Below are 16,258 nucleotides of genomic sequence, written 5' to 3'. Positions count from 1 at the left end.
ATGACGAGTGCCGCCGAACCCGCGGGAACGGCAGGAGCCGGCGCCCCGACCCCTGCCGCGGTCGCCGCGATCGCCTCCGGGTACGCCTTCACCGGCCCGGCGCTGGACCTCGGCGCCCTCCTCTGGGACGGGAGGTGCCGTCCCGACGTCCCGGTCCGCATCCCGCTCCCCATGCTGAACCGGCACGGCCTGGTCGCGGGTGCCACCGGTACCGGCAAGACCAAGACCCTCCAGCTGATCGCCGAGCAGCTCTCGGCGCAGGGCGTCCCGGTGTTCCTCGCGGACGTCAAGGGCGACCTGTCCGGTATCGCCCGCCCCGGGCAGAGCGGCGCGAGAGTGCTGGGCAGGGCGGCCGAGGTGGGCCAGCGGTGGACGGCGGCCGGTTTCCCGGCGGAGTTCCTCGCGCTGGGCGGCCAGGGCCACGGCGTCCCCGTCCGCGCCACGATCACCAGCTTCGGCCCGCTGCTCCTCGCCAAGATCCTTCAGCTCAACCCGACCCAGGAGCAGTCCCTCGGCCTGATCTTCCACTACGCCGACACCAAGGGCCTGGAGCTGATCGACCTCAAGGACCTGCGCGCGGTGGTCGCCTTCCTCATCTCCGACGAGGGCAGAGCCGAGCTGCGGAACCTCGGCGGTCTCTCGACGGCCACGGCGGGCGTGATCCTCCGTTCCCTGACCGCCTTCGAGGCGCAGGGCATGACGGACTTCTTCGGCGAGCCGGAGTTCGACACGGCCGACCTCCTGCGGACGGCACCGGACGGCCGCGGCGTCGTCTCGGTCCTCGAACTCCCCGCGGTCCAGGACAAACCCCTGCTCTTCTCCACGTTCCTGATGTGGCTGCTGGCCGACCTCTTCCACGACCTCCCGGAGATCGGCGACGCCGACAAGCCGAGGCTGGTCTTCTTCCTCGACGAGGCGCACCTGCTCTTCGACGACGCGTCGAAGGCGTTCCTCGAATCGATCACCCGGACCGTGCGCCTGATTCGCTCGAAAGGGGTCGGCGTCTTCTTCGTCACGCAGACCCCGAAGGACGTACCGTCCGACGTCCTCGCCCAGCTGGGCAACCGTGTCCAGCACGCGCTCAGGGCGTTCACCCCCGAGGACCAGAAGGCGCTGAAGGCGACCGTGGGGACCTTCCCGAGGTCGCCGTACGATCTCGCGGAACTCCTCACCGGGCTCGGCACCGGCGAGGCCGTGGTCACCGTGCTCAGCGAGAACGGCGCCCCGACCCCGGTCGCGGCGACCCGGTTGCGGGCCCCCGAGTCCCTGATGGGCCCCGTCGACGCTGCCGACCTGGACACCGCGGCCCGGACGTCCGCCCTGCACGGACGTTATGCACAGGCTGTGGACCGCGAGTCGGCATACGAGAAGCTCCAGCCGGCCACGGCCCCGGCCGCGCCCCCGGCGGCCGGGTCGAAGCCCGCGGCCCACGGGGAAGAGCCCTCGCTCGTCGAACAGGTCGTGGCGAGCGGGATGTTCAGGTCCCTCGCGCGTTCGGTGGGGACCCAGCTCGGCCGGGAGATCACCCGCTCCCTCTTCGGTACGGCCCGCAGGCGCAGGTGAGCCGGGTCGCCCGGTGCGGACGACCCGGCTCCGTCCCGAGGGCTCAGCCGAGCTTCTGCTCCCGGGGCCGCGGCCTGGGCGGCTCGGCCGCCTTCTCCTGGGGCTTCGGCGTGCTGCGGACGGCCTCGGCGCGCAGCAGGGCGCGCAGGACCGCGTACGGGTCTGAGGGCATGACGGTGTTCCTTGCGTTGAGCGGACCGACCTGACGGGGGGAGCGGGGTGCGGGGTCGGTCAGCAGCGCAGGACCACGGTGCGCAGCAGGGGGGTGGCGTACGGCGGACGCGGGGCGGCCGGGCAGGAGGGCCGCCGGTCCTGGTCGGCCGGGTCGCCGGGCCCCGCGGCCGGGAGCGGCGCGGGGCGTTCGGGTACGTCGGCGCGGTGGACGGCGCGGGCGGGTGGCCGCAACGGGGCGTCGGGCACGTCGTGCTCGGCGGTCCCGGCCGCGGCGGCGGTGGCCGGGGCGGTCGCAGCGAGGGCCGCCGTGGGGACGCCGGCCAGCAGCAGGGCGAGCAGCAGCGCCACGACCGCCCGCAGCCGGGCGGGGCCGGGCCGCGGGCGGCCGTGCACGGGACCGCTGCTCATGGTGGTCATCTCCCCGCGCCGTGGGCGGTGTTCATCGCGTCGGCGGCAGAACCGCTCGCTCGGCGTACCTGCGAGGCGCGGCGTTGACGCGGTTCACACGGTGCGCGGGATGTGCCTGGCGCGGCCGCGCAGGCCGAACGAGGAGACGATCTCGACGATGCCGACCACCACCAGCCAGATACCGGCGACCAGGGTCAGTACGGCGACCGACTTGAACGGGGACACGATCAGCACGATGCCGGCGATGAAGGTGACGATCCCGAGGAAGATCATCCAGCTGCGGGCCGGCATCGCCGGGTCGTGCACGGCGGCGATCGTCTGGGTGATGCCGCGGATCAGCCAGCCGATCCCGATCCACAGGGCGAGCAGCAGGACCGACTCCAGCGGGCCGCGGAAGCAGAACAGGCCCAGCAGGATCGACAGCGCGCCGCTGATGAAGGCCAGCACGCGCAGGGAGGTCGTCTTGTGCGTGCCGAAGGCGGCGACGAGCTGGAAGATGCCGCTGACCAGCAGGTAGACACCGAAGAGCACACCGGCGACCAGCAGGGACGCGCCGGGCCACACCAGGACCAGGATGCCGAGGATCAGCGAGGCGATCCCGGTGACCAGGACGGTCTGCCAGGCGGCCTGGGCGAGTGCGTGCAACGGCCCTTCGAACGGTGGTTCGGCCTCATGCCGCCCGACACCGGAGGCATGCGCCTTGCGGTCGTCGGGGGCGGGCCCGGTGCTGTGGGGCTCGGTCATGCATCAAGGGGAGCCCCGACCATCCCCCACCGCCACCGGAAAGAGCCCAACCGGGTGACGAACCCGTGCACATCCCCACTCCGACGACCGCACCCACCTGAAGGGGAGCGGTTGCCGCACCCACCGACGCCCCGTCACCCACCTTCTGCGCCGCCCCCTTTCGCCCCCTTCGCCACCGCCTTCATCTCCTGCTTGTGCGCCCGCACCTTCGCGAGCGACTCCGGCCCGGTGATGTCGGCCACCGACCGGAACGCCGACGCCTCCCCGTACACCCCCGCCGCCTCCCGCCACCCCTTCGGCCGCACCCCCAACTGCTTCCCCAGCAGCGCGAGGAAGATCTGAGCCTTCTGCTTCCCGAACCCGGGCAGGTCCTGGAGCCGCTTCGACAACTCCGCCCCGCCGTCGACGTCGCGCCAGATGCCCTCGGCGTCCCCGTCGTAGTGCTCGACCAGGTACTGGCACAGTTGCTGGATCCGCTTCGCCATGGACCCGGGATAGCGATGCACCGCGGGCTTCTCGGAGAGCAGCGCGGCGAACGCCTCCGGGTCCTGTGCGGCGATCTCGTGCGCGTCCAGATCCTCGGTGCCCATGCGCCGGGCGATCGTCGTCGGCCCCTTGAACGCCCACTCCATCGGCACCTGCTGGTCCAGCAGCATGCCGACGAGCGCGGCGAGCCTGCTGCGGCTGAGGAGTTCGTCGGCCTCGGCGTCCTGGGCGAGACGCAGGGCGGGGGCGGCGGCGTCGGCATTGGCGTCCATGGCTCGATGATCCCGCGCCCGGCCCCGGCCCGCACTCCACCCCTCACGTACGATTCCCCCGTCGGGAACATTAGGTAAGGCTAACCTCAGGCAAAGGGTGTCGCAGGGTGACCACAGAGACGTACCGCGACCCCTGGGGAATCCCGCATCTGCGCGCGGACAACGCCCGCGAACTCGCCCGCGCCCAGGGCCGGGTCACCGCCCACGACCGGGCCTGGCAGCTGGAGACGGAACGGCACCGGGCCCAGGGCACGTCGGCGTCCTTCCTCGGCGCCCAGGCCGTCGCCTGGGACGTCCTCGCCCGCCGCGCCCGTCTCGCGGACACCGCGAGACGCTGCTTCGAGGCGCTGGAGAGACGGGACCCGGAGACGGCGGAGTGGGTGCGGTCGTACACGACCGGCGTGAACGAGGGTCTGCCGGCCGGCGCCGCCCGCACCCCCGAGTTCGCCCGCACCGGCCTGGCCCCCGGCACCTGGGAGCCCTGGCACCCGCTCGCCGTCTGGCTGGCCGCCCACATCCTGTTCGCCGGTTTTCCCGCCAAGCTCTGGCGCGAGGAGGCGATACGGCACCTGGGCCCGGAGGCGGTCCCGCTCTTCGCCACGGACGGGCCGGGCACCGCGGGCAGCAACGGCTGGCTGCTGGCGGGCGACCGCACCACCACGGGGAAGGCGCTGATCGCGGGCGATCCCCACCGCTTCATCGAGGCCCCCGGCGTCTACCAGCAGATCCGTCTCTCCTGCCCGGAGTTCGACGTCGTCGGCCTGGCCGTCCCCGGCGTCCCCGGCATCGCCCACTTCGCGCACACCGGCACGGTCGCCTGGGCCATCACCCACGCGATGGCCGACTACCAGGACCTCTACCGGGAGCGCCTGCGCCGGACGGAGACCGGGGTGGCGGCGCTGGGCCCGGACGGCACCTGGAGCCCGGCCCACCGGCACACGGAGACGGTGCCGGTGGCAGGACGGCCCCCGCTCGAGATCGAGGTGATCGAAACACCCCGCGGCCCCCTGATCACCCCCCTGCCCCCGACCTTTGCCCACCGACCGTCAGCCGCCGACACCACCGAGCCCCCCGAAGGCGAAGCCGAGGCGCTGGCCCTGCGCTACCCGCCCCGCGTCACCCACGACCTCGGTTTCACCGCCCTCCTCCCCCTCCTGCGCGCCCGCGGCGTGGCCGACGTCGACCGCGCCCTCGACGCCTGGGCCGAGCCCGTGAACGTCGTCCACGCCGCCGACACCGCCGGAGGCACCCTGCACCGCGTCGCCGGCCGCGTCCCCGTCCGCTCCCGCACCAACCGCACCCGTCTCGCCCCCGCCTGGCTCCCCGGCCACGCGTGGCAGGGCTGGCACGAGATGCCGTACGGCGAACTCGTCGACGGTGCCGCCGTGATGGCGAACCAGCGCGGCCCCGCCGCCCCCCTCGGTGTCGAGTTCGCCCCGTCCCACCGCGCCGACCGCATCCGCGCCCTCCTCGACGGGCGCCGCACCTGGTCCGCCGCCGACCTGCCCGCGATCCACATGGACACCCACCTCGCCTCCGCCGCCCCCCTCCTGAACCGCCTCGCCGCGCTCGACCACCTCACCCCCGAGGCCGCCGGACTCCGCGACCGCCTGCTCGCCTGGGACCGCCGGATGGACGCCGACAGCACCGCCGCCGCCGGCCACGCGGCCGTACGCTCCGCCGTCGTACGGCACCTCGCCGCCCACCCCGCCTTCGCCGCCCTCACCGAACCCCCGCCCCTCGCCTGCCCGGAACCCCTGCTCCCCTGGCTCGCCCTCACCCCGCGTATCGCCTTCGCCCTCGAACACCTCCTCGACGCGGAGGAGTTGTACGGCATCGACCGCCCCGCCGTCGTACGCGCCGCGCTCGAGGAAGTCGCCGCGAACCGGCCCGCCGGCACCTGGGGCGACACCCACCGCCTCGCCCCCTGGCAGGCGCTGCCCGGGCAGCCGTACGAGGGTCCCGCGCTCTCCGGCGACCACGACTGCGTGCTGTGCACCTCCGCCGTCCCCGGCGTCACCGACCTCTCGGCGCGCGGCCCGGCCGCCCGGTACGTGTGGGACCTGGCCCGCCGCGACGACAGCCTCTGGGTGGTCCCGTTCGGCGCGGACGGCGTCCCCGGCGCGAACCACCACACCGACCAACTCCCCCTGTGGCTGAAGGGCGACCTGGTCCCGGTCGTCACCGACTGGGACCACCTGGAACTGGTGGACCTCACCGACACGGAGGAGACCGATGCCTGAGCAGCCCCCCTTCGAACACACCGTCCCCGGCTTCGGCACCGTGCGCCTGCGCCCCCTCGACCCGGAACGCGACGCGGACACCGTGCACTCCTGGGTGGCCGAGGAACGCGCCGCCTTCTGGGGCATGACCGGCCTCACCCGCGACCAGGTCGCCGGGATCTACACCCATATGGCAGGCCTCGACACCCACCACGCCCACCTCGCCGAGAAGGACGGCGCCCCGGTCGCGCTCCTCCAGACGTACGAGCCGGAGGCGGACCGGGTGAGCGAGTGCTACGACGCCCGCCCCGGCGACATCGGCGTGCACGTCCTGCTCGCCCCGGCCGGACCCCAAGGCCCCCGCCCCGGCTGGACGCGGTCCCTGCTCCACGTCTTCACCGAGTACGTCTTCGGTGCCCTGGACCGCCGCCGGATCGTCGTGGACCCGGACGTCCGCAACGAGAAGGCGATCGCCCGCTTCCGGAGCCAGGGCTTCCGGCTCGGCCCGGCCGTCGTACTGCCCGAGACCGACCTCCCGGACGTGTACCTGCCCGAGAAGCGCGCCCGACTGGCGTTCCTCACCCGGGCGGCGGCCGTCCCGGACGACCCGCGGTGACGCGGGGTGCCGAGCGAGACGGGTACCGAGCGAGATGAGTGCCGAGCGCTTCCCATCCGTATCACCGAAGAACACGTGTTTCCGAACTCGGAGCGGGTGAAGTGCGCGAACACCACCACGACCGACGGCGCCCGACCGCCCACCGCAGGGCGACCCCCCACCGGCCGGCCCCCCGCAGAGCGGCCCTGCGGACGGCCGCCCTCCTGGGCACCCTCCTCACCGCCCTGTTCCTGGCCTCCGCCGCCCCCGCCTCCGCCCACGCCGCCCTGCGCGGCAGCGACCCCGCCGACGGCGCCGTACTCAAGTCGGCCCCCGGCTCGGTCACCCTGACGTTCACCGAGTCCGTCGGCCTGCTCGACGACTCGTTCCGGGTGTACGACCCCACCAACCACCGGGTGACCACCGGCGACGCCGAACACGGCCCCGCCGGCTCGGACACCGCCCGGATCACCTTCCCGAAGAAGCTCGGCACCGGCACGTTCACCGTGGCGTGGCGGGTCGTGTCGGCGGACAGCCACCCGGTCTCCGGTGCCCTCACCTTCTCCGTGGGCGAACCGTCGGCGACCGTCGCGGCCGTCCCCACCGGCCCGGTCGAGAACCCGGTCACCGAAGGCCTCTACAACATCGGCCGTTACCTTGCGTACCTCGCCGTGGCGCTGCTGATCGGCGCGGCCGCCTTCGTCGCCCTGTGCCGCCCGCCGGACCCGGCGCCGCTGCGGAAACCGGTCCGGACGGCCTGGTGGGTCCTGCTGGGGGCCAGCCTCTTCCTGCTGGTCCTCCGCTCCTCGTACGAGGAGGGCACCTCCCCGGTGACCGCCCTCGACCTGTCCGCCCTCGCCAAGTCGGCGGCGGGCCGCCCGGGACTGGCCCTGCTGACCAGGGTCGCGCTCCTTGCGGTCGTCGCGGGCCTCCACCTGTTCCTCGGCCGCCGGGGCGCGGACCGGTCGCGTCCGTTCCGTCCGACCCGCCCCTTCCTGGCCGCGGGCACCGCCCTCGCCGTCGCCCTGGCGCTGACCTGGGCGGCGGCGGAGCACGCCTCGGCCGGTATCCAGGTCCCCCTGGCGATGACCTCCACGGTCCTGCACCTGCTGGCGATGGCGCTGTGGCTGGGCGGTCTCACGGCCCTCCTCATCACCCTCCAGCGGGGCAGCGCCCCGCTGCCCGCCGCCGTCGTGACCCGTTTCTCGCGGGTGGCCTTCGTCTCGGTGGCGGTCCTCGTCGTCACCGGCGTCTACCAGTCCTGGCGGGGCCTCGGCTCCTGGCAGGCGCTCACCGACACGACGTACGGCAGGCTGCTGCTCCTCAAACTCGCCGCCGTCACCCTGCTGCTGGGGGCGGCCTCCCAGTCCCGCCGCTGGACGGCGAAGCTGGCGGCGGCCCGGACCACGACGCCGGCCCGCGCCCGGGTCCTGGAGACGGTCGGCGCCCCGGCGGCACGGTCAGCCGAAGCCCCGTCGTCCGAACCCTCTTCGTCCGAAGTCCTGCCGTCCGGAGTCCTGTCGTCCGGGGTCTCGTCGCCCGAACTCTCGTCGTCCGGAGTCCTCTCGTCCGAACCTTCGTCGTCCGAACCTTCGTCGTCCGAGCCCCCGGCGGCCGGGTCGTCGCCGGCGGAGGCGGTCACGTCCGAAGCACGGCGGTCCGTCGCGGACACGTCCGAGGGGCGGCCCCTCGCGTCCGGCTCCGACCTCCGCGCCGCCCTGCGCCGCTCGGTCCTGGCCGAGGTCGGCGTCGGGGTCCTGGTCCTGGTCCTCACCACGATCCTCACCGGCACCCTGCCCGGCCGGGCGGCGGCCGAGGCGGGCACGGCGTCGGGTGCGGTCGGTATCCCCGCGGCGGCCGTCGCCATGGTCCCCTTCGACGTGGGCACCCCGAACGGCCACGGCAAGGTGCAGATCACCCTGGACCCGGGCCGGGTCGGCAAGAACTCCGTGGAGGCGGTCGTCTTCGGCCCCGACGGCGGTATCTCCACCGTCCCCGAACTGCGCCTCTCCTTCACCCTCGCCGCCCAGAAGATCGGCCCGCTGCCCGCGGCCCTGGCGGACCGGGGCGGCTACTGGGCCACCAACGCCGTCAGCATCCCCATCGCGGGCGAGTGGACGATGAACGTGACCGTACGGATCTCGGACCTGGACCAGGTGACCGTGACGAAGAAGATCAGGATCGCGGCGTAGCACAGTCAGGTATGAGGGCAGCGTCGGAGGGCAGCGCGTATCCCTCGACCCTGCGCCGCCTGACCGAGCGGCCGTGCGGCAGGACCAGTTCCACCGCCTCACCGGGCAGGAACACCGCCGCCCAGCCTGCGCCGAGCGGGCGGAGCTTCTGAACGGTGCTGTACGCCGGTGAATGCAACCAGAACTGCAACCACGGAAGCGGGGCGGCGTGAGTGTGTCCAGCTTCTGCTCATGGCTCCTGGTCGGCGGGGAATCGCCTCCCTACTCCCCGTTCTGCGACCAGGCTGAGGTGAGCGCGGTGACCGGGTCACTGTCGGCTGGTGCCGCGGGCCACCATTCGCCGTCGTCGTCCTGGAGGTAGGGGTACCAGCGGGCATCGGGGCCCAGACGCAGCTGGATGCCGTGGTGGGTGAGGGTGAGGCGGTTGCGCCAGGCTCTGAGGTGTGCGGGGGAGTCGGTCATCTCGGCGAGGGCCGCGTCCAGGGCGGCGCGGGTGGTCTTCATCACCGTCGGGTCGGGGGTGTACGGCTGTTCGGCGACGGTGATGCCCGTGGGACCGCCGTGGCGCCAGGCGCGGGTGAGGCGGGCGAAGGCCGTGGGGTTGGTGCCGGAGTTCTGGATCAGGTGGTGGAACCACTCGAGTCCGGGGTCGCTCGCGGCGATGCGGACGGCGTCTTGGTGCTGAGTCAGGTGCAGGTCGGTGGTGTCGCCCGCGATGAGCCGGGCGGCGCGCGCGGCGGCGTCGGCCATGAGGCGTTCCAGGTCCGCGGCGGCCAGGCCGCTGCCGGTTGGCGGGGCGACGGGCAGTGCCGTGGTGTGGGCGGCGGGTTCCGGGAGTTCGGGCAGTTCGGGGGGTTCTTCGGCCCAGTGGGCGTACGCGGCGGCGGCCGGGATGCCGGCCTGCGCCGGTGCGGCGGCGGTCTCCTGTGCTGCCGTACGGAGTGCGCGCAGCCGGGCGAAGACCTCCTCGCGACCGCGGCCGCGCAGCGCGAAGAGCACGAACGGGTCGGTGTCGATGGTGGCGGCGATGGCGTAGCAGAGCGCGGCGGCGTGCTTGCAGGGGTATCCCCAGTCGGGGCAGGAGCACTCCGGATCGAGCTCGGTGGGCAGTGGGAGCAGTGGGACGCCTGCGTGCCGGGCGTCGTCGACGAGTTCGGCGGGCATCTCGTCGTCGAGAAGTGCCGCGAGATGCCCGGCGCGGGCCGCGATCGTGTCGAGCAGGGTGTCCCACTGGAGGTCGGTGAGGACAGGCAGGTGGACTGAGGAGCGGTATGGGCGCGGGCGGCTGCCCTGAACAGCGGCTTTGACCTGGCCCGGAGCGATGGTGACCGGGCCGACCATGCCTTTGCGGGCGTAGGTGCGTCCGCGCGCGAGCCGTCCGGCGTCCAGGGTGGAGTCCTCCAGGGCGGCCACCCATGCCTGCCCCCACCAGGTCGCGGCGAAGGCTCGCCTGCCGCGGGCGGGCCCACGGCGCGGGCCGGGGACAGCGGGGCTCATGACTGCCTTCCCAAGGCGACGAGTTCGGCGAGTTCGGCGTCGGACAGTTCGGTGAGGGCTGCCTCGCCGGAGCCGACGACGGCGTCGGCGAGGGCGCGCTTGGCTTCGAGCAGCTTCGCCACCTTGTCCTCCACGGTTCCCTCCGCGAGGAGCTTGTGCACCTGGACGGGTTTGTCCTGGCCGATGCGGTAGGCGCGGTCGGTGGCCTGGTCCTCGACGGCCGGGTTCCACCAGCGGTCGTAGTGCACGACGTGAGTGGCGCGGGTGAGGTTGAGTCCGGTGCCGGCCGCCTTCAACGACAGCAGGAACACCGGCACGTCACCGCCCTGGAAGCGGTCCACCATCTCCTCGCGCCGCGCGACGGGGGTGCCACCGTGCAGGAAGAGAGCGGGGACGCCGCGCTCGGCGAGATGCTTCTCCAGCAGCGCCGCCATCTGTTTGTACTGCGTGAAGACCAGCACGGATTCGCCTTCGGCGGTGATGGTGTCGAGAAGTTCGTCGAGCAGGTCGAGCTTGCCGGAGCGGCCCCGTAGGGGAGCGGACTGGCGCAGGCTGTGCTCTTTCAAATACTGGGCGGGGTGGTTGCAGATCTGCTTCAGGGCGGTGAGCAGCTTGAGTACCAGACCGCGCCGGGCGATGCCCTCCGACTCCGCGATCTTCGCCATGGTCTCGCGGACCTGTGCCTCGTACAGGCTGGTCTGCTCGGCCGTCAGCGGGACGACGTGGTCGGTCTCGGTCTTGGGCGGCAGTTCGGGCGCGATGCCGGGGTCGGACTTCTTGCGGCGCAACAGGAAGGGACGTACGAGACGGGACAGACGCTCGGCTGCCTCGGGATCCTCGCCCGTCTCGATGGCGCGGGCATGACGGTCACGGAAGGCGGTGAGTGTGCCGAGGAGCCCGGGGGTGGTCCAGTCGAGCAGTGCCCACAGCTCGGAGAGGTTGTTCTCCACGGGGGTGCCGGTGAGAGCGACGCGGGCGCGGGCCGGCAGGGCGCGCAGTTCGCGGGCGGTGACGGCGTAGGGGTTCTTGACGTGCTGGGCCTCGTCGGCGGCCACCAGCGACCAGGCCGTCTCGGCGAGCACTTCGCGGTCGCGGCGCAGCACCCCGTAGGTGACCAGGACGATCTCGTCGGCGGCCAGGTCCGCCAGGTGGCGGTCGCCGCCGTGGTAGCGGCGTACGGGGGTGGACGGTGCGAATCTGGCGGCCTCGCGCTGCCAGTTGCCGAGCAGGGAGGCCGGGCAGACGACAAGGGTGGGGCCCGCGGTGGTGGGGTCGCTCTGCCGGTGCAGGTGCAGAGCGAGCAAGGTGATGGTCTTGCCCAGGCCCATGTCGTCGGCGAGACAGCCGCCGAGGCCGAGTGCGCACATCTCGGCCAGCCAGGCCAGGCCCCGCTTCTGGTACTCGCGCAACGTGGCCTTGAGGGCGGCGGGTTGGGGCACGGGGGTGCGGGACTCGGGGTCGCGGATACGAGCGACCAGGTCGCTGAGCGCACCGACCGCCGCACAGGGGACCCGGTCACCGTCCCTCCCCCAGCCTCCGGCCGGGGGGACCCCCATCTCGCTTCGCTCGGCCTCGCCGGTCAGCGCCGCGCGCAACGCCTCCATGAGAGTGAGCGGTTCCATCCGTCGGTGCTTGGCGCGGGCCACCAGCTTCGGGTCGGCGAGCACCCACTGGTCGCGAAGCCGGACGAGGGGACGGCGTGACTCTGCGAGGGCATCCATCTCGGCCTCGGTGAGCGGCTCTCCGCCGAAGGAGACCTGCCACCGGAATTCGAGGAGGGCCTCGGTGTCCAGCAGGCCACCCGTGGTGGAACCGGGGGCGGTGCGTTGCCCGATCTCCGCGGTCGCGGTGAGAGCCTTGACCAGTTCGCGCGGCCAGTGCACGTCGAAACCGGCCGCGCGCAGCGCGTCCGTGGCGTCCCCAAGGAGTTCGAAGGCTTCGTCGTCTGTCAACCGGAGCTGATCGGGAGCGGCATCGTCGAGCAGCCTCCGCAGCGGGGGCCAGGCGCGGGCGCCGCGACGCAGGGCGAGCAGAGTCTCGGTCTCGGCGCGCGGGCCGAGCAGCCGCTGCACTTCGGTCGGCTCGCTCCACAGCCGTGCGGCCTCGATGACGAGCGTCGGGTCCGCCGCGGTGTGCAGTTGCAGGACGGCCCGGAACTGCCGTCGGCGTCCTTCGGGTACGTCGACGCGCAGGGAGACACCGACCTCGGCGGTGAGCGCCGCCTGGGTTTCCTCGGCCCACTCACGCAAGGTGGGCACGGCACGGGCCTCGCGCCAGGCGTACGGCAGCGCTCCCATGGCGAGCGGCGTGGCCGGCGTACGGACCAGATCATCGGCGACCGCGTCGCAGAACTGGCGTACCAGCGCGGCCGGTTCGGTGATCCGTACGGGCGCAGGGCCTGGCTCGGGCAGGCAGTGGGCGTGTGGCGGGAAGGCGGCGGCCAGGGCGTCCAGCGTCTGGCGCTGGGCGGCGGTAAATGGACCCACCTGCCAGGTGTCGTAACCGGCAGGGGTGAGGGCCGGGTGGAGGCGGCCGTCGGCGAGCAGCCGCAGCGCGAAGCGAGTGGCGGCCTGCCAGGCGGCACCGGAGGGATGCGTCGGCTCCGCATCGACCAGGGCGGAGACAGCGACGGCGACGGGCAGCGCGTATCCCTCGACCCTGCGCCGCCTGACCGAGCGGCCGTGCGGCAGGACCAGCTCCACCGCCTCGGTCTCAAGGCCGGCGGGCGCCATACTGTCTCCGGCCGCCGCCCCGGTCGGCTTCCACAGCAGCAGCCGCCCAAGGCGGGCGGGCTCACCGGGCAGGAACACCGTCGCCCAGCCGACGCCGAGCAGCTCCCTCACGAAGGCGGACGTTTCCTGCCGGGCCAGCGGCGGTGCGCCCCTCGCACCTGTACTCGGCTCTCGTACGACGACTCGTGCCACTCTCTTCCGCCCTGTCGCTCGCCGGACCCTCCCCTGGGCCGCTCACTACCGAACCCCACCAGGCAACGTCACACGCTGGCAACCGCGGGCCTCTGCTTGACTGCTGGCGACGGTGCTACGGCGGATGTGCCGCTGCTGAACACACCGGTCCTCAACCGTACGGTGCGGCGCTACGGTGAGGCTGGAGGCGTTGATCGAAGAGGCCACCGTCGACGCCTACGGCGAGGATGAGCAGCTCACCGGCTTCTTCACGATGATCGAGGAAAGCCTTGCCGTGCCGTTCACCACGACTGTTCTCGGCGTCGAGGTGAGCGTGGTCGGTGTCGATCTTGCCGAGGAGGACGGGCGCGTGGTCGCACGCTGCGCCCGGGGGTCGGTCCGACAGGACATCGGAATTTTTGACCTGCGGCTGCCGAAACCTGCCCCCGAGGGCTCACGATGGATCGAGGCATACCGCTACTGGACCCGCTGAACCGGCGCGTCGCACAACTGCCCAGCTGAGCCCGTGCTTGAACGGGCAGTCGCCCCGACTGCCGCTGACCGGACCGACTGCGGGAAACAGAAAGCACGTGGCGCGCATACCGCAGTATGCTTACTGGTATGGCTGACACCACACGCATCACGGTGACGCTCCCCACCGAGCAGGTGGCGGAGCTGAAGAAGATCACGGACAACATCTCCGGCTACGTGGCCGAAGCGGTCGCCAGGCAGATCCGGCACCAGCTCCTGGGGGCCGACCTGCGCAGCCACACAGACGAGCACGGGGCCTTCAGTGAGGAAGAGCTGGCCGCGGCGCGGGCGCGGATCTTCGGTACGACGCAGGCCGCCGGCGGCGCGAGCGCCGCGTGAGCGGGCACATGGAGACCGTCGTCCTGGACAGCGAAGGGTTGTCGGCCTGGCTGGCGCAGGACCGGAAGGTTCTGGCGATGTTCCAGGTGTTCCACGACATGGGAGCGGACCTTGTCGTCAGCGCCAACACCATCGTGGAGGTGAGTCACGCCAGGGTGAACCTGCCCCGACTGCAATGGGCGCTCTCCCGGGTCAAGGTGGAGCCGGTCACGGAGGCGGCGGCCAAGGCGGCGGCACAACTGCTCAAGGGCGCCGGTCTGCACGGACACAAGTACGCGATCGACGCCACCGTCGCCGAAGCGGCCTTGCGCCAGCCTGGCCCGGTCGCCGTCCTCACGTCGGATGTCGATGACATGACCCGGCTGTGCGGCAGCAAGGTCCGGATGATCGGGCTATGACCGCGACATCGTCCCGGGACCATGGACAGATCTGCGTGAATCCGCCGAGAACCAGAGTCGCCGCAGATCGGCCCGCGAAGAGCCCATGAGGGTCGGTGTGGGGCACTACCGGTTGCTGGGGTTGCTGTACTTCGCTGCTGTACCGCAACCTTCGGGCCTCATCCCCTCGACTTGTCGGCCGCTGAGGTTCGGCGTTGATCGCCACCGTTCGTGCTTGTTGGTATCAGACGCTGATGTCAGCAAACCAGGGCGCCTTGACAACTGAGCGGAGGCTCCGACCGTGTCATGTGTGTGACCGCCCGTAGGGGCAGGGCGTACGAAGTGGCCGCAGTAAGTTTCACCCGGCAGGATCAATGCCATGGACTATCGACATGCCGTTGCGGCCGATGCCCCGGCTATGGCTGAACTTTTCGCGGCCAATCACTACGACGCGCTCACGGAGCAGGAGCGTGCGAAGCAGGGCTTCGTGCAGGGTGGCTTCGATGCCGACACACTGCGCTCGATGGCTGAGGACGGGAGCCTGCTCGTCGCGGACGATGACGGGCGCCTGGCTGGCCTGCTCGGGCTGGCCTCCCCGGGGAACATGCCCAGTCCGCCCCCGCCGGTCCAGGCACTGCTGGATGCGCAGGATTCGCTGGAGTGGCAAGGACGCCCGCTCCGTTCCACACCCTTCCTGCTCTACGGGCCCGTGGTGGTCGCCGCCGTCTACCGCGGGAAGGGAGTGGCCCGGGAACTGTTCAATGCGGCACTTCAGGCAGCCTCAGGACGAGCCGATGTGATGGTCGCCTTCATCGAACTGGCCAACCAGGCGTCGTGGAGAGTCCACGTGGACGGTTTCGGCATGGCCCCGCTGGGAGAGTTCACCATTGGCGATCGTGCCTACGGTGTCGTCGGTGCATCCACCCGACCGGCTGCGACGCCTGGCACCTGAGCAACCCACCACTACCCCCAGCTCCCATCCCGTACGCCATCGCCCCACACACCGTGGAGCGGGCGTGGTCCATGGCGTCCAGGTGGGGCGCGCCACTGTGGCTCAGCCAGTCGCGGCAACTCGTCTACCAGCCACGATGGATAGTAGGTCGCCTTGCAGCCTGAACACCTGGAAAGCCTGTACCGCCGTATGCAGGCGAACGGAGAACGCAAAGCTGGTACGGCTCACCAGGCCCACCGCACCGCCCGGACCGCGCTGGGGGAAGCGGTACGGCGCGGCTACGCGGCGAAGAACGCTGCCGCGCTGGCGAAGCCGCCCCGGATGGAAGAGGACGAATCCGAGGTTGAGCCGTACTCCGTGGAAGAGGTTCGGTGCCTGCTGCTCGAAACCAGCAAGCGCCGGAACAGCGCCCGGTGGATGCTGGCGCTGGCGCTCGGACTGAGGCAGGGCGAGACGCTTGGATTGCGCTGGGCCGATGTCGACCTGGCCAATGAGTGCCGGGCCCGCTGGTCACCATGCTCCGTGCCCACCGTGAGACGCAGAAGCGCGAGCGTAAGGCAGCTGGTGAGCTGTGGACCGAGTCGGACTGCGTGTTCACCAAGCCGCTGGGTGGACCGCTGAGCCCGAACACGGACTATCACGACTGGAAGCGGCTCCTGGAAGACGCGGGGGTGCGAAACGGCCGGCTGCACGACGCTCGGCACACCGCCGCCACCGTGCTCATGCTGCTCCGAGTCCCGGACCGGGTCATCGGCCAGATCATGGGGTGGGAGCCGGGCACCTCCGCGAGCATGCGGGCGCGGTACCTGCACGTGCCGGACGCCATGCTCCAAGGACGTGGCCCGGAAGATCGCCGAAGCGATCTGGGGAGCCCCGGAGACACCCGCTGTGGACAAAAACCAGGACCACGGGGTCTGAGGACAACGTCGAAGGGCCCCCTGTTTCCAGGGGGCCCTTCGACATCGTGCCCGGTGAGGCACTGGCGGAGGATACGAGATTCGAA

14 protein-coding genes and 1 pseudogene are annotated in these 16,258 nt (G+C 72.0%); 9 read left to right on the top strand and 6 right to left on the bottom strand.

All coding sequences use genetic code 11. The features are described from left to right. Entirely contained in the window at nt 1–1,563 is a 1,563-nt protein-coding gene (locus tag ABZ646_RS09800; protein ID WP_360515255.1) for a helicase HerA-like domain-containing protein, read from the top strand. 43 nt (nt 1,564–1,606) lie between these two features. On the opposite strand, the gene ABZ646_RS09795 is transcribed toward ABZ646_RS09800, so the two are convergent. From ABZ646_RS09795 to ABZ646_RS09780, 4 genes are all read right to left on the bottom strand, one after another. Then, on the bottom strand, nt 1,607–1,735 hold the full coding sequence (locus tag ABZ646_RS09795; RefSeq protein WP_360515252.1) for a hypothetical protein: 129 nt from the start codon (nt 1,733–1,735) through the stop codon (nt 1,607–1,609). A 59-nt stretch (nt 1,736–1,794) separates the two neighbouring features. Further along, a complete protein-coding gene (locus ABZ646_RS09790) occupies nt 1,795–2,145 on the bottom strand; it encodes a hypothetical protein (RefSeq protein WP_360515249.1) in 351 nt (116 codons plus the stop codon). 93 nt (nt 2,146–2,238) lie between these two features. Continuing rightward, a complete protein-coding gene (locus tag ABZ646_RS09785) occupies nt 2,239–2,889 on the bottom strand; it encodes an HdeD family acid-resistance protein (RefSeq protein WP_360515246.1) in 651 nt (216 codons plus the stop codon). Between the two features lie 134 nt (nt 2,890–3,023). After that, complete coding sequence (locus ABZ646_RS09780) at nt 3,024–3,647, bottom strand: HhH-GPD-type base excision DNA repair protein (protein WP_360515243.1); 624 nt, start codon at nt 3,645–3,647, stop codon at nt 3,024–3,026. A gap of 107 nt (nt 3,648–3,754) precedes the next feature. Here ABZ646_RS09780 and ABZ646_RS09775 point away from each other — a divergent pair, with 107 nt between their 5' ends. The 3 genes from ABZ646_RS09775 to ABZ646_RS09765 all read left to right on the top strand — a co-directional run bounded on the left by ABZ646_RS09775 (nt 3,755) and on the right by ABZ646_RS09765 (nt 8,656). Beyond that, on the top strand, nt 3,755–5,890 hold the full coding sequence (locus ABZ646_RS09775; protein WP_360515240.1) for a penicillin acylase family protein: 2,136 nt from the start codon (nt 3,755–3,757) through the stop codon (nt 5,888–5,890). Further along, on the top strand, nt 5,883–6,485 hold the full coding sequence (locus ABZ646_RS09770) for a GNAT family N-acetyltransferase (protein WP_360515237.1): 603 nt from the start codon (nt 5,883–5,885) through the stop codon (nt 6,483–6,485). Before ABZ646_RS09775 ends, ABZ646_RS09770 begins: the two co-directional genes overlap by 8 nt. A gap of 203 nt (nt 6,486–6,688) precedes the next feature. Next, nucleotides 6,689–8,656 carry a copper resistance protein CopC gene (locus ABZ646_RS09765; RefSeq protein WP_360515289.1) on the top strand — a complete coding sequence of 656 codons (1,968 nt, stop codon included), beginning with the start codon at nt 6,689–6,691 and terminating at the stop codon, nt 8,654–8,656. Between the two features lie 261 nt (nt 8,657–8,917). On the opposite strand, the gene ABZ646_RS09760 is transcribed toward ABZ646_RS09765, so the two are convergent. Both ABZ646_RS09760 and ABZ646_RS09755 read right to left on the bottom strand, forming a co-directional pair. After that, nucleotides 8,918–10,153, bottom strand: coding sequence for an SWIM zinc finger family protein (locus tag ABZ646_RS09760; protein ID WP_360515234.1), 1,236 nt, complete (start codon nt 10,151–10,153; stop codon nt 8,918–8,920). Then, the gene (locus tag ABZ646_RS09755; protein WP_360515231.1) at nt 10,150–12,996 is read right to left on the bottom strand and encodes a DEAD/DEAH box helicase; all 2,847 of its coding nucleotides are present in this window, start codon (nt 12,994–12,996) and stop codon (nt 10,150–10,152) included. Before ABZ646_RS09755 ends, ABZ646_RS09760 begins: the two co-directional genes overlap by 4 nt. A 271-nt stretch (nt 12,997–13,267) precedes the next feature. Between ABZ646_RS09755 and ABZ646_RS09750 the strand changes: the two genes are divergently transcribed. The 5 genes and pseudogenes from ABZ646_RS09750 to ABZ646_RS09730 form a co-directional block, all read left to right on the top strand. Next, nucleotides 13,268–13,549 carry a calcium-binding protein gene (locus ABZ646_RS09750; protein WP_360515228.1) on the top strand — a complete coding sequence of 94 codons (282 nt, stop codon included), beginning with the start codon at nt 13,268–13,270 and terminating at the stop codon, nt 13,547–13,549. 128 nt (nt 13,550–13,677) lie between these two features. Next, on the top strand, nt 13,678–13,926 hold the full coding sequence (locus ABZ646_RS09745) for a hypothetical protein (RefSeq protein ID WP_360515225.1): 249 nt from the start codon (nt 13,678–13,680) through the stop codon (nt 13,924–13,926). Further along, complete coding sequence (locus ABZ646_RS09740) at nt 13,923–14,324, top strand: PIN domain-containing protein (protein ID WP_360515222.1); 402 nt, start codon at nt 13,923–13,925, stop codon at nt 14,322–14,324. The genes ABZ646_RS09745 and ABZ646_RS09740 overlap by 4 nt, the downstream gene beginning before the upstream one ends. 358 nt (nt 14,325–14,682) lie before the next feature. Next, nucleotides 14,683–15,255, top strand: a complete 573-nt coding sequence (locus ABZ646_RS09735) for a GNAT family N-acetyltransferase (RefSeq protein WP_360515219.1) — start codon at nt 14,683–14,685, stop codon at nt 15,253–15,255. A gap of 153 nt (nt 15,256–15,408) precedes the next feature. Continuing rightward, nucleotides 15,409–16,173: pseudogene (locus ABZ646_RS09730) on the top strand (tyrosine-type recombinase/integrase); the annotation flags it as partial. Nucleotides 16,174–16,258: the final 85 nt, after the last annotated feature.

The organism is Streptomyces sp. NPDC007162 (assembly GCF_040634175.1).
Lineage (GTDB): Bacteria > Actinomycetota > Actinomycetes > Streptomycetales > Streptomycetaceae > Streptomyces.
Note: the sequence above shows the minus strand (reverse complement) of the source record. Positions and strands in the feature narration are given on the sequence as shown.